The sequence below is a fragment of the Crocosphaera watsonii WH 8501 genome (assembly GCF_000167195.1).
Taxonomy (GTDB): Bacteria; Cyanobacteriota; Cyanobacteriia; order Cyanobacteriales; family Microcystaceae; genus Crocosphaera; species Crocosphaera watsonii.
In genome coordinates this window covers 1-12,911 of record NZ_AADV02000120.1, presented here as the reverse complement: position 1 = coordinate 12,911, position 12,911 = coordinate 1, and the positions used below count along the sequence as shown (strand labels likewise).

Here is a 12,911-nt window from a genome sequence, read left to right as displayed (position 1 = left end):
TTAGCTCTCATCTGATTACTTCCATTCCAAATAGTAAAGAATCTACTCAATACACCTAAATCTTGTTGACTTAAAATTAAAACTAATGAAGTGACAAAAGCTAGAACAATTGAAAGAATTATAGATGTGTTAAATCTAACTTTAAGATTATTAATAAATTCAAATCTAACATTATGATTTAAGAAATAAATTATTAAAATCAGGTTTACTATAGGGTTTGCTGAATAAAAGCAAAACCCTATTCTTTAAAAGGTTACACCCATATTCGCGATCGCAAAAAAGATCAGCTTTGTCGGCTACAAACCGCTATAATTGATAGAAACACCTCCCAGTTGTTGGTCAAGAACAAATGTATCGAAAAGAGGAGCAACCTTTACCGCCCCCAGAAAAATTTGAATTACCTTTCGAGGGCAAATTGTCCCCCAATAATCGTTGGGTAATCATGGCAGAGTTGATACCTTGGGATGATTTTGAGGAAGAATATGCTAAACTTTTTTCAGCAGAAAAAGGTGCGCCAGCCAAACTATTTAGAATGGCATTAGGGACATTAATTATTAAGGAAAAATTAGGAACAAGTGATAGAGAAACTATAGAACAGATTAGAGAAAATCCTTATCTACAATACTTTATAGGTTTAAATTGTTATCAACAAGAGCCACCACTGGAATCTTCAATGCTAGTTCATTTTAGGAAAAGAATTGATGGAGAATTGATAAACAAAATCAATAAAAAAATAGTAAAAAGAGAAATAGACAAGAGTGATAAAGAAGTAAAAAAAAAGGATTGTCTCCAAGAAAAAGGAGAAAAAATAAAAAATAAAGGTAAACTAATTTTAGATGCGACTTGTGCGCCAGCAGACATCAAATACCCAACGGATTTAGGCATATTAAATCAAGCCAGAATTGAGACAGAAAGAATAATAGATAATCTTTATAAACCATTAAGAGTAAAATTGAGAAAAAAGCCGAGAACTTCTAGAAAAATTGCTAGAAAGGAATACTTAAAAGTAGCTAAAAAACGAAAAGTATCTTATCAAGAAAGAAGAAAAGCTATCGGGAAACAGTTAAAATACCTTAAGAAAAATTTAGGAAATATAGAAGACTTAATTCAAGCTGGGGCTTCCCTGGAAAATCTGAGTAAAAGACAGAAAAATTGTCTAGAGACTATCAAAAAAGTTTATGAACAACAACAGTCAATGTGGGAGAATAAGACCCAGAGTGTTCCTCAAAGAATTGTAAGTTTAACTCAACGGCATATTCGTCCAATAGTGAGGGGAAAAGCAGGAAAACCAATAGAGTTTGGAGCTAAACTCTCAGTAAGCTGTGTAGATAACTATGTGTTTCTAGACAAAATAAGTTTGGAAAACTTCAATGAATCTTGTCATTTTAAAGAACAAGTAGAAAAGTATAAAGAAACGTTTGGCTATTATCCCGAATCCGTCCATGTAGATAAAATTTATCGAACTAGGGAAAACAGAAATTGGTGTAAGGAAAGAGGGATAAGAATCAGTGGTCCGAAGTTAGGAAGACCTCCGAAAAATGTCAGTGAAGAAGAAAAGAAACAAGCCCACTCCGATGAATGCTTCCGTAATGCTATTGAGGGAAAGTTTGGACAAGCTAAACGAAGATTTAGCCTAAATCTCGTGATGACAAAACTCCCTGAAACCTCCATTACATCTATTGCTATTACATTTTTAGTTGTCAATCTTTCTAAACTTCTGAGGCAGTTTTTGTCGCTTTTTTTGTCCTTATTTACTAATAATAGAACAGGGGAACTCATCAAACCGCCTTTCATTAATTTTGATTATACTTTAAACAATTTTTATGTACTAAAACTTATTGATTTGTCAGAAAATTCTTGGTCAAAAGTGGCATAAATTTTGGAGAAACTTTTTCAGCAAACCCTATATATACTCCATTCATCTAGACTATTATCATAAACTTCATCATCTAAAAACTCAACAATATGAGTCACTTTTGCCCTTTGAAGCAGAATCATCAAATCGCCCTTACTTGGTTTTTGAGCATTGCTTTTTTGTTTAATATCTCGCCAATTTAAACAGAAAATTTTAGCTTCTACAATTTGCATAGTTTCCGGTAGATAAGCCCAGTATTGATGGTTATCTTGATGTTTAACATTTTTAATCCATTTGAGTTTAGATATATTCATCATTATGATGTTTTTCTCAAAATTAAGTCTACACCTAACCCACCCTACTATCTGTTCCCCTCCTGGGAGGGGTTAGGGGTGGGTTAACTTCTGACCTCGTTGTTAACCTGAGTTCGGGATAAGAAAATTTATAGACAACTTTCAAAATTAGGAGTCTCAAACGCCTATTATCTCGTAAAAAAAGACTCAACTCCGAACTCCGAACTCCGAACTCCGAACTCAGGTCGTTACCCTTGAGGGGTTAACCACCCTGCGCTTAAAATGATAGTTAAGGAAATAAAAGTGATACTAAGACCCCAAGTCACTTGATTTAAGGTTTTCTCCGCACTTTTAGCAGAAGTAAATAACTGTGCTTGTCCTCCAATACCCCCTAAACCGTCTCCTTTGGGACTGTGTAAGAGGATGAGAACCACCAATAAAACCCCGGAGATGGTCCAAATAATTTGAATCAGTTGTGGTAGTGTCATCGTTTCTTTAAGAATTGTTTATGTTTTCTCATCTTACCCTAACGACCGATGCGAACAGGTGTACGATTGGCTCGAATTTCTATTTCTGCTGGTTTAATCAGCGATTCCCCCGTCATTTCTGAGGGTTTATCCAGCTGTAAAATTTGCAGGATAGTGGGGGCAATATCAGCCAGTTTGCCGTCATCTCTGAGTTCCACTAAACCACCGTGGCCGGGAATTTTTCGTTGTTCCCCTTCTACAAAAATTAAGGGAACCGGGTTGGTGGTATGTGCAGTCCAAGGGTTGCCATTTTCGTCTTTCATGGTTTCGGCGTTACCGTGATCCGCCGTAATGATAACCGTTCCCCCCAGTTTACTCACACTAGAGAGTAACTTCCCTAAACAATTATCCACGGTTTCGATCGCCTCGATGGCCGCCTCAGTATTCCCAGTATGACCCACCATATCGGGGTTAGCATAGTTAATCACAACCAAGGAATAAACGGCTTTGTCTACTGCATTACAAGCAGCTTTTGTCACCGCTTCGGCAGACATAGCTGGAGACAGATCATAAGTCGCTACCATAGGACTTTGAATCAACTCCCGATCTTCCCCTTCCAAGGGTTCTTCTAAACCCCCATTAAAGAAATAGGTGACGTGGGGATACTTTTCTGTTTCTGCCACACGAAACTGTTTTAACCCTTCACGGGCCACAACTTCCCCTAAAATATTGTTGAGGTTTTGGGGTTCAAAGGCTACTTTAACAGGTAGTTTAGGATCGTATTGGGTAAAGGTGACAAAACTCAGAGGAGTGATTAACTCCCGTTCAAAGCCGTCAAAATTAGGCACAGTCAGGGCAGAACAAAGCTGTCTGGCGCGATCAGGTCTAAAATTGAAGAAAATGACCCCATCCCCTGCTTCTATAGCTCCTGGAGCGATACGAGTGGGGGGAATAAACTCATCGGTTTTATCTTGAGAATAAAAATCTTTTAGTAGTTCAAGGGCGGAACGTCCATCCCCATCCCCATCTTGGGTAATTACATCGTAGGCCAGTTTAACCCGATCCCAACGGCGATCACGATCCATGGCATAATAACGCCCACTGACGGTGGCAATGCGCCCGATCCCCAGTTTTTCGATGTGATCCTCAATTCTGGCGATCGCTTTTACCCCATCCGTTGTGTTGGTATCTCTGCCATCGGTGATAGCATGAACGCAGACATCCTGGAGATTTTGCTTTTGCGCCAGGTTGAGAAGTCCGAATAAGTGGTCTAAATGGGAATGAACCCCACCTTCAGAACATAAACCGATCAAGTGCAGTTTCCCCTTGCGAGAAGCTACTTCTTCACACAAGCTAACTAGGGCTTTATTTTCGTAGATTGCACCCTCTTCCACTGCATCGGATATTCTTACTAACTCTTGGGGAACAATGCGCCCGGCACCAAGGTTTAGATGTCCTACCTCTGAGTTACCCATTTGACCTTGAGGTAAGCCAACTTCTTTACCCGATGTTTTAATTAGGGTTCTGGGATAGGTTGTCCACAAACAATCCATTACCGGAGTGTTTGCCATTACAACTGCGTTATCCTCTTCTGTAGGACGATAACCCCAGCCGTCTAATATTACCAGCACCACTGGAGATACAGGTGCTTGTGCCATGTTAATTCACCTACGTTGTGTTGTCCATGAGCTTCAATTATAGCATTTTTCTTATCTATTTATCGATATTTGTCTGTATTCTGGATTACTTTTTTCCTCTAGTTATCATCCTTATCTTGTTTATTTGATAATAGGCATATTTTTCGGCAATAAAGCAGTAAATAAACGGTATTTTACCCTTGAAGATTTCTCTATTCGACTTTTTGGGCTTTGTTCACTATTTTTTGCTAGACTTTAAGATAAGATTATGTTTCTAAAGTCATGAAATCCTAAAAAATAGCCTTTTTGATTATGGTATCTCAGTTTAATTCATTAGAAAATGCCCTCAAAGATCACTTTGGTTACGATCAATTTCGTCCTGGTCAAAAACAGATTATTACTGAAGCTTTAAATAATAAAGATTTATTGGTTATTATGCCCACAGGAGGCGGAAAGTCTTTATGTTTTCAACTTCCCGCATTACTCAAACCTGGGTTATGTATAGTGGTATCACCTCTCATTGCTTTAATGCAGGATCAAGTTGATTCTTTACTAGATAATGGTATCGGAGCAACTTTTTTAAATAGTACCTTAAGTCGGGAGCAGTTAAAGTCAAGAGAAAATTCTATCTTAAACGGTAAGATAAAGCTGTTATATGTGGCACCAGAACGATTGTTAAATGACAGTTTTTTGAACTTTTTAGATTTTTTAAACCAAAAAATCGGTTTATCTAGTTTTGCCATCGATGAAGCTCATTGTGTCTCTGCTTGGGGTCATGATTTTAGACCAGAATATCGGCAATTAAAACAATTAAGATTTCGCTATCCAACTGTTCCCGTAGTCGCTTTAACTGCAACAGCAACTAAACGGGTTAGAGAGGATATAATTGAACAATTAGGATTAGAAAAACCCTCGGTGCATCTGGCTAGTTTTGATCGCCCTAACTTATACTACGAAGTGCAGCAAAAATCAAGAAGAAGTTATGCTCAACTATTAAATTATATTCGCAGTCAAGAAGGTTCAGGAATTGTTTATTGTTTAAGTCGGAAAAATGTTGAAACAGTTGCGTTTAGACTACAACAGGATGGAATTGAGGCTTTACCCTATCATGCTGGAATGTATGATGATGAGAGAGCTACTAATCAAACCCGTTTTATTCGGGATGATGTGAGAATTATTGTGGCAACTGTTGCCTTTGGCATGGGAATTAATAAACCCGATGTTCGCTTTGTTGTTCATTACGATTTGCCTAGAAATTTAGAAAGTTATTATCAAGAATCTGGCCGCGCAGGAAGGGATGGAGAACCTGCAAATTGTGCTTTGTTTTTAAGCTTTGGTGATCTGAAAAAAATTGACTATTTAATCGACCAAAAAAGTAGCCCAAAAGAACAAAAAATTGCTCGTCAACAGTTACGTAAAGTAGTAGATTATGCAGAAGCAAATGAATGTAGAAGGACGATTATTTTAAGGTATTTTGGACAACAACATAACGGTAATTGTGAGAACTGTGATAATTGTAAAAATCCTAAACCTATTGAAGATTGGACTATTGAAGCACAAAAGTTTTTATCCTGTGTTGCCCGTTGCCAAGAAAGATTTGGCATGACTCATATTATCGATGTATTAAGAGGATCTAGAAAGAAGAAAATTGAAAAATATGGACACCATTTGTTATCAACCTATGGTATAGGTAAAGAAAGAAGTACAGAAGAATGGAAGATGTTAGGACGCTCATTAATACATCAAGGTTTCGTTAATGAAACCAGCGATGGATTTTCTGTTTTAAAATTGAACAAATATAGTTGGGAAATCTTTAGAAATGAGCGAAAAGTAGAAATTGCTGTAACAGAGTCTTTAAGTTCAAAAGAATTAAATGATTATAATCCCAGAAAAGCAGAAAGTGATTTATTGTTGGATAAGTTAAGACAGTTACGCAAACATTTAGCCGATCAAAATCGTATTGCACCCTACGTTATTTTTGCAGATTCTAGTTTAAGATTAATGGCACAAATTAAACCTCAAACCATAGAAGCATTTAAAAATATTTCTGGAGTAACTGCTTATAAAGCGCAACAATATGGAGATAGTTTTGTTTCGGTAATTAGGGAATTTTGTCAACAGCAAAGTTTACCCACTCCCTTACCTACTAATACCAATATGGCAACCTTACAGTTGTATCAACAAGGGTTGAGTGTTCCAGAAATTGCCGAGAGAAGAAACTTAAAACAAACTACTATTTATGGACATATTGCTGACTTAATAGAAATGAATCAACCTATTGATGTTGATAGCTTTGTTTCGGAACATAAAAAAGCCCTGATTATTAAATGTATTCAAACCATTGGAGATGGTGCGTTAAACCCTTTAAAAAATCATTTAGGAGATGATTATAGTTATGGAGAAATAAAATTAGTTCGTGCTTGGTATCGACGAGAAAATAAGTAATTTATATTTTAGACGAAATATGTGTGTAAACTACCCCAAGTTGCTCAAATAGTATCGATTAGTGATACTATTTGAGCAATGGCACTAAATAAAAAACAACAAAAAACATTGGTGAAGCTATTTGAGCAACCAGTGCGCTCAGACATCTCTTGGAAAGATATTGAGTCCCTGTTATTAGCCTTGGGAGCAGAAATATCAGAAGGGAGAGGATCGAGAGTTAGGGTGGCTCTTAATGGAGTTAGAGCGGTGTTTCACCGTCCCCACCCCCAACCTCAAACGGATAAGGGCGCAGTGGCATCAATGAGACGATTTTTAACTGAAGCAGGAGTAAGAGCCGATGAAATATAAAGGGTATGAGGCACTGGTTTCGTTAGATGATGAACAAGGAATCTTTCATGGGGAAGTAATTAATATTCGGGATGTAATAACATTTCAAGGTCAAAGCGTCTCTGAATTAAAACAAGCTTTCATTGAATCAGTGGAAGATTATTTAGAGTTTTGCGCTCAACGGGGAGAAGAACCAGAAAAACCGTTTTCAGGTCGTTTTGTGGTCAGAATTGACCCTGAGTTACATAAACAAATTTATATTAAAGCTAAACAAGAAGGAAAAAGCTTGAATACATGGGTGAGTGAAAAGTTATCTTCTGGTATGATGAATCTCTAAAAATAATAGAGAAAGAAAAACCAGGAGATGTGACTTGTGATTGGTTGTAAGCAATTATGTTTGAGGGTTTAACACTGTTAAACCCCTACGGAGATCAAAAAAGGAAGGGGTTAAACCTTCCTCACACCTAATATTAAATTAATAAGATGGAGGAAAAACCGTTGCTGCCTGAGAACTTTTAGCATCAAGAAGATGCAAAGAAGAAGATAAACCGATAACCGTAAGAGAAATTAAGGCTGTTTTGTTCATAATGAATGAATTTTTTACAGATGAAACCAAGCATAATTTGTTAAATTACGTTTTATACTTGTGATTAATTCAATAAACGCTTAAATGCTACCTCCACCTCTTATTTTGTCAATTTATCTGCTGTTCTTTTATTATTTCTTTAACATATTGCGTTTTATGCTATGGTTATCCTTGAGAAAAATCTATACTTACCTCATTAAGACTTTAATTAGGATAAAATAATAATTTATTTTAAATCTTATTTGCTTATCTAGTTATTTTTACGGAATAGCCCGATTATATCAACTTGAGAGCAAACATCAAACAAAAAAGGTATTCAACCCACGTATAAACCGAGCATCAGACCAACAAAAAGGGATAAAAAAGTCAAGTAACAAACTTTGTACATTTTTTTTAGTAATTACTTATAAAATTTCACATATACTTAAGTGAAAAATCAGGGAAATCACTTAGGTTATCATAGAGATTACAATTAAGAATATCCATAAATAAACGGTAGTTTTTATAAAGTTTTATTCTTATTATTAAGAAGATTCTATGATAAAGAAAATTCTTAAAAAGTCACGGAAATATGACCTCACTAAAAACACTACCAAAGTCTGAAAAAGTAAACGTTTGGGTATTCCCTGGACAGGGTTCTCAAAAATTAGGTATGGGAATTGATCTGCTAAAATTACCATTAGGAAAACTAAGATTAAAACAAGCTGAGAATATTCTAGGTTGGTCAATTTCTGATGTCTGGCAAAGTCAGACAAAAAAATTATCCAATACGCAGTACACTCAACCTTGTCTTTATGTTTTTATGACAGTTTTAGCTGATTTAATGAAGAAATCAGGCTATCACCCTGATGTGGTTGCTGGTTACAGCTTTGGAGAATATACTGCTTTGTATACAGCAGGAGCTTATGATTTTGAAACTGGCTTACAATTAATCCAAAAGCGAGCAGAAATTATGTCTCGGTTACCTCAAGGTTCAATGGTAACTTTAATTGGTTTTGAGGGAGATAAACTACGAGATGAAGTTTTAAAAACCGAAGATGTTTGGTTTGCCAATGATGATCCCAAATATGCTGTTATTTCTGGAACTTCTCAAGGAGTTGCCTCCATTTTATCTAATGTCCCAGTTGAGCGTGTCATTCCTTTAGAAGTTAGTGCTGCTTTTCATACACCTTTAGTAGAACCAGCTGCAAAAGAATTTCAGCCAGTTTTAGAGACTACAGCTTTTGAGCCTTTATCTATTCCTATTTTTTGCAGCACTGATTTTGTTTTTAGTCTCAGGGTCAATCAAGTTAAAGACAATTTAATTCGGCAAATTAGCCGCTCTGTAAAATGGCAAATGATTTCCCAAAGATTAATAAACCAAGGGATCAACAAAGCCATTCAATTGGGTTGTGGACAAGGGTTACTGAAACCGATGAAAAATATTGATCCTGGGTTAGAAATTAGTAATGTTGGCTCTAGCGCAGATATTGATAGTATCGTCATTCGTGATCAATTGAAAAAACTTGCGAATATCAATCCAGCAGTTATTAGGGTATAACTTGGCTTGATTCCTATTATTTTATGTATCCTATTTGATTCCTATTATTCTATCTACACTGTTGTTACCTATTATTTTTTTTGAGAGAGACAATCATGAAAACAGCAATTAGTCTTAAATACCCCAAAGAAACACAATGGCAAGAAAACTACGCAATTCTAACGGAGCAAATTGACAATTTACGCTCTTATTTACAGTTAGGGGTGGGAACAAAGGTTACTGATGGCAAAAAGATCGGAATAATTATTGATAAGAAAATCTCTTTAACCGATATTCCAGAATTTATTGTCCTTTGGTCAGGAAAGTTAACTCAAATAGAAGAACCGAGAAGACTCAAACTAGAACCTCTTATGAATCCCACTATTCAAATCGGAGATGCAATCGTTCTCAATGCTAAACATCAAACAGAAGCAGGAGAACGCTTTGAAATTAAGGAGTTTCAAGGCAATGGTTGGGTTTTAACAACAACCGATCAACAGTTTCATAGTGACTATTTTTATGCTTTTAAAATGGTCAGTCACGGATAACAGTTACCAAAATTTGTTATTGGCTTTAGGATAACTGAGTCATCTTAAGCTTATTAAGTTGTTGTTCAATCCAACGATTAAGTTCTAAGGATTTATCAGCTTCTGATTCAGGGGTGATGGAAAAAATCTGATTGGTTTCATCTATTAATCTGTAATAGTCATATTTTGTAATCTCTCCTGTCTCTAGACGAAGTTTAGCGGCGGCATAGCTTAAAGCCGCTTTTTCGTCAATTTCTTCCATAACGGCTTGTAATCGAACTTTAACAATAAATTGATCAATGATGCTTTCTGTAAACATTTTTGGTTATAGTGATAGATGTTCTGTTGGTATTATGCCCAGTTTCTTCATTAAAAGCTGTGATATTTACAAAAGTCAACCTTGATCTTGATCACATTTTTTTGAATCAATGGAGAATTATGGATCTTTGGCATTTACTTTTTCTCGGTAGCGGTGGCTTTGTTTCAGGCTTTATCGCGGGTATTTTGGGCATTGGTGGAGGAACCCTTTTAGTTCCCTTGATTGTTACCTTAGGCTATCTTCCCATTGAAGCGATCGCCACGAGTAGTTTAGCTATTCTGATGACGGCAATGTTTGGAAGTTTTCAAAATTGGTCTTTAGGCCATTTACAACTCAAAAAAGTGATTTATCTAGCGATTCCAGCTGGCTTAACAGCACAATTGGGAGTATTAGTAGCTAATAAAATTGCACCGTATCTCTTACTAGCTGGGTTTGGTTTACTTTTGCTGCTTAATGTGACTTTAATTAGTTTAAGAAAATCATTAGCTCATAAGCAACATCCAAATTCAGCACCAAAACCGACCACTCAATCTTCTGTTCAGCAAACAACAGCAAGACTCACAACGGGAGGAACCGCAGGATTTATTGCGGGATTATTTGGATTAGGCGGTGGTGTCATCATGGTGCCATTACAAGTTATTTTACTCGGAGAAAATATTAAAGCCGCCATACAAACCAGCTTAGGGGTAATTGTCATTACTGCAATTTTTGCTTGTGGAAGTCATGCCATGTCTGGGAATGTTTTATTGGCCGAGGGAATCTGTTTAGGAATTGGTGGTTTGTTCGGAGTACAATTAAGTACGCGGTTTTTACCAAAACTACCAGAAAATATGGTTATTTTCTTGTTTAGAGGATTTATGGGCTTATTAGCAGGATATATGTTTGTCAAAGCTTGGCATAGTTATTTGGCAACTTGATAGAAAAATAAAGGTTGTCGAAAATAGTTGGGTCTAAAACCCCGCCTTTTAAGGCTTATAGTTTTTGAAGCGGAGCATAAATCTCTGTTTCTTTTGACTTCGTTATCCCTTTGAGGCAGTGGTCGATGGGCCAATACTGCTCGGTTAGTAAAATTATCTGTTGAGACAGGGATGGGGAAGAGGGGGAAGAGGGGGAAGGGTGGTTCGATAAAACATTATGTATTGCTTAATTCCCCCCACACTCCCCACACTCCCCACACTCCCCACACTCCCCACACTCCCATTTCATCAACTTTTTCAGCAAAACCTAGGCAGTATTGGGAGATGGCCAGGAGGCCGGAGTTAGGTGTACCTCATGAGTCCAAGAAACGCTATATTTTTCCCGAACTTTCCTAAAGCATCCAATTAGGCATTAAATATCTCAGGGTTTTTACTTAGTTTAACTAATAATTTAATTTATAAAATAGTTAGGGTTTGCTGAATAAAAGCAAAACCCTAGTTAGTAAATACTCAACTGATAACTGATGACTGATAACTGATAACTGATAAAGATCATGGATCAAGAACAACAAGTACGACTTAATTTTCTCGACGAAGCCCACGACTGCTATGATGCCATTGAAACAGCGTTATTAGAGTTAAGAAGTTCTGATGACATCACCCAACAATTGGATCTAGCACTGCGATCGGCTCACTCTGTTAAAGGAGGGGGCGGTATGATGGGCTTTAACGCCTTAAGTAAGGTGGCTCATCGCCTCGAAGACTTCTTCAAAATTTTACGGGTTCGTCACCCTTCTACTACCATTACAACCGAGATCGAAACCTTACTTCTACAAGGGGTTGATCGTCTGCGTCAGGTCAATGAATTACATCGTCAAGGGACAGACATTGATAATGAGTGGTTAGAGGAGAACGTTAACCCCATTTTTGAACATTTACGGGATCATTTAGGGGATCTGCAAGAAGAAGACGAAAATACCTTATTTTCTCAAAATGCAGACAACGATGAACCCGTTTGGCTGATGTTTGAGGAAGGGGTAGAAACTGTTTTAGATCAATTTGAGCAAACCTATCCTTCTCTATCCCCCACTGAGTTAAAAGAAACCCTGGCCATAATAGCAGAGCAACTATCGGCCTTTGGTCAAATGGCGGATCTTGATCCCTTTATTCAACTCTGTCAGTCGGTTCAAGATCAAGCAACTCTTGTCCCAACGGAACAGTTATCCGCTTTCACTCAACAAGCTTTAACCATCTGGCGACGTTCCCACGCTTTAGTCATGCGTGGTAGTTTCGAGAAACTGCCCTCTCGTTTAGAAGGGTTTGAGCAACAAAACTCTAGTGCTAGGGTTTTAGAGTTAGAAAACAATGTTGAAGAACTTTTATTTTTGACTGAAGATGACACTGTTGAAAACTCTAGTGCTAGACTTTTCGGGTTAGAAGACAATGTTGAAGAACTTTTATTTTTGGCTGAAGATGACACTATTGAAAACTCTAGTGCTAGGGTTTTAGAGTTAGAGGAAAACTTCTCTGTCACTGAAGATGAAAGTTTTCACCTATTCGCTGAAAGCGAATCAACTGATTTTCCTCAGCTTCAAGACGAAATAGAACAAGCATTATACTTATCCTCGGACACTGTTTTAGAAAGTGCGGACTTAGCTGAGTTGCAGAATGCTTTTACTCTGGATACACCCGTTGTAGAAAGTAAGCAGACAGAGAATGATAACTTTAGCCGTCAAACCCTGAGTGAACCTGTCAACCCTCAAACCACAGGTAAAACCGTTCGGGTTCCGGTGGAGCAACTTTATCAAATTAATAGTCTGTTCGGGAAATTAGTTCTAGAGCGCAACAGTATTAACCTCCGTTTAGACAACTCACCAACTTTGTCACACTGATGCGTCAAAGGATCACTCAACCTAGAACATCTAATAATCAGTTTAAAACCTTGGTAACGATAAGCTTCCCTAAAAGGAATGTTTTGAAAACTCCCGAGTGGACTGAGGGTTACCCCTCACAGTTATC

General features: G+C 37.2%; 12 protein-coding genes. 8 read left to right on the top strand and 4 right to left on the bottom strand.

Annotation, left to right across the window (positions count from 1 at the left end):
- The first annotated feature begins 349 nt into the window (after positions 1 to 349).
- A complete protein-coding gene (locus tag CWATDRAFT_RS24360) occupies positions 350 to 1,876 on the top strand; it encodes an IS5-like element ISCwa2 family transposase (protein WP_007307507.1) in 1,527 nt (508 codons plus the stop codon).
- Between the two features lie 17 nt (positions 1,877 to 1,893).
- On the opposite strand, the gene CWATDRAFT_RS24355 is transcribed toward CWATDRAFT_RS24360, so the two are convergent.
- The 3 genes from CWATDRAFT_RS24355 to gpmI all read right to left on the bottom strand — a co-directional run bounded on the left by CWATDRAFT_RS24355 (position 1,894) and on the right by gpmI (position 4,273).
- Positions 1,894 to 2,172: a hypothetical protein gene (locus CWATDRAFT_RS24355; RefSeq protein WP_007307506.1), complete on the bottom strand. Its 279-nt coding sequence runs from the start codon at positions 2,170 to 2,172 to the stop codon at positions 1,894 to 1,896.
- A gap of 224 nt (positions 2,173 to 2,396) precedes the next feature.
- Positions 2,397 to 2,636 carry a preprotein translocase subunit SecG gene (secG, locus tag CWATDRAFT_RS24350; RefSeq protein WP_007307505.1) on the bottom strand — a complete coding sequence of 80 codons (240 nt, stop codon included), beginning with the start codon at positions 2,634 to 2,636 and terminating at the stop codon, positions 2,397 to 2,399.
- Positions 2,637 to 2,674: 38 nt separating this feature from the next.
- Complete coding sequence (gene gpmI / locus CWATDRAFT_RS24345) at positions 2,675 to 4,273, bottom strand: 2,3-bisphosphoglycerate-independent phosphoglycerate mutase (protein ID WP_007307504.1); 1,599 nt, start codon at positions 4,271 to 4,273, stop codon at positions 2,675 to 2,677.
- Positions 4,274 to 4,564: 291 nt separating this feature from the next.
- On the opposite strand from gpmI, the gene recQ reads away from it, so the two are divergent.
- The 5 genes from recQ to CWATDRAFT_RS24320 all read left to right on the top strand — a co-directional run bounded on the left by recQ (position 4,565) and on the right by CWATDRAFT_RS24320 (position 9,677).
- Positions 4,565 to 6,697 carry a DNA helicase RecQ gene (recQ, locus tag CWATDRAFT_RS24340; RefSeq protein WP_007307503.1) on the top strand — a complete coding sequence of 711 codons (2,133 nt, stop codon included), beginning with the start codon at positions 4,565 to 4,567 and terminating at the stop codon, positions 6,695 to 6,697.
- 78 nt (positions 6,698 to 6,775) lie between these two features.
- A complete protein-coding gene (locus CWATDRAFT_RS24335) occupies positions 6,776 to 7,045 on the top strand; it encodes a type II toxin-antitoxin system HicA family toxin (RefSeq protein WP_007307502.1) in 270 nt (89 codons plus the stop codon).
- A complete protein-coding gene (locus CWATDRAFT_RS24330) occupies positions 7,035 to 7,361 on the top strand; it encodes a type II toxin-antitoxin system HicB family antitoxin (RefSeq protein WP_007307501.1) in 327 nt (108 codons plus the stop codon). Before CWATDRAFT_RS24335 ends, CWATDRAFT_RS24330 begins: the two co-directional genes overlap by 11 nt.
- Before the next feature lie 820 nt (positions 7,362 to 8,181).
- Complete coding sequence (locus tag CWATDRAFT_RS24325; RefSeq protein ID WP_007307500.1) at positions 8,182 to 9,150, top strand: ACP S-malonyltransferase; 969 nt, start codon at positions 8,182 to 8,184, stop codon at positions 9,148 to 9,150.
- Positions 9,151 to 9,245: 95 nt separating this feature from the next.
- Complete coding sequence (locus tag CWATDRAFT_RS24320; protein WP_007307499.1) at positions 9,246 to 9,677, top strand: hypothetical protein; 432 nt, start codon at positions 9,246 to 9,248, stop codon at positions 9,675 to 9,677.
- 25 nt (positions 9,678 to 9,702) lie between these two features.
- Here the strand turns inward: CWATDRAFT_RS24320 and CWATDRAFT_RS24315 are convergent, their stop codons facing one another.
- The gene (locus CWATDRAFT_RS24315; RefSeq protein WP_007307498.1) at positions 9,703 to 9,975 is read right to left on the bottom strand and encodes a hypothetical protein; all 273 of its coding nucleotides are present in this window, start codon (positions 9,973 to 9,975) and stop codon (positions 9,703 to 9,705) included.
- Between the two features lie 119 nt (positions 9,976 to 10,094).
- Here CWATDRAFT_RS24315 and CWATDRAFT_RS24310 point away from each other — a divergent pair, with 119 nt between their 5' ends.
- Complete coding sequence (locus CWATDRAFT_RS24310) at positions 10,095 to 10,892, top strand: sulfite exporter TauE/SafE family protein (protein ID WP_007307497.1); 798 nt, start codon at positions 10,095 to 10,097, stop codon at positions 10,890 to 10,892.
- Positions 10,893 to 11,446: 554 nt separating this feature from the next.
- Positions 11,447 to 12,784 (top strand): Hpt domain-containing protein, encoded by a 1,338-nt coding sequence (locus CWATDRAFT_RS24305; protein WP_007307496.1) that lies wholly within the window; start codon positions 11,447 to 11,449, stop codon positions 12,782 to 12,784.
- Positions 12,785 to 12,911: the final 127 nt, after the last annotated feature.

Excerpts from the sequence above, each read along its gene's own strand:
- recQ (WP_007307503.1), top strand. The coding sequence starts at position 4,565 with ATGGTATCTCAGTTTAATTCATTAGAAAATGCCCTCAAAGATCACTTT.
- CWATDRAFT_RS24305 (WP_007307496.1), top strand. The coding sequence starts at position 11,447 with ATGGATCAAGAACAACAAGTACGACTTAATTTTCTCGACGAAGCCCAC.
- CWATDRAFT_RS24355 (WP_007307506.1), bottom strand. The coding sequence starts at position 2,172 with ATGATGAATATATCTAAACTCAAATGGATTAAAAATGTTAAACATCAA.
- CWATDRAFT_RS24330 (WP_007307501.1), top strand. The coding sequence starts at position 7,035 with ATGAAATATAAAGGGTATGAGGCACTGGTTTCGTTAGATGATGAACAA.
- CWATDRAFT_RS24315 (WP_007307498.1), bottom strand. The coding sequence starts at position 9,975 with ATGTTTACAGAAAGCATCATTGATCAATTTATTGTTAAAGTTCGATTA.
- gpmI (WP_007307504.1), bottom strand. The coding sequence starts at position 4,273 with ATGGCACAAGCACCTGTATCTCCAGTGGTGCTGGTAATATTAGACGGC.
- CWATDRAFT_RS24325 (WP_007307500.1), top strand. The coding sequence starts at position 8,182 with ATGACCTCACTAAAAACACTACCAAAGTCTGAAAAAGTAAACGTTTGG.
- CWATDRAFT_RS24310 (WP_007307497.1), top strand. The coding sequence starts at position 10,095 with ATGGATCTTTGGCATTTACTTTTTCTCGGTAGCGGTGGCTTTGTTTCA.
- CWATDRAFT_RS24320 (WP_007307499.1), top strand. The coding sequence starts at position 9,246 with ATGAAAACAGCAATTAGTCTTAAATACCCCAAAGAAACACAATGGCAA.
- CWATDRAFT_RS24360 (WP_007307507.1), top strand. The coding sequence starts at position 350 with ATGTATCGAAAAGAGGAGCAACCTTTACCGCCCCCAGAAAAATTTGAA.
- secG (WP_007307505.1), bottom strand. The coding sequence starts at position 2,636 with ATGACACTACCACAACTGATTCAAATTATTTGGACCATCTCCGGGGTT.
- CWATDRAFT_RS24335 (WP_007307502.1), top strand. The coding sequence starts at position 6,776 with ATGGCACTAAATAAAAAACAACAAAAAACATTGGTGAAGCTATTTGAG.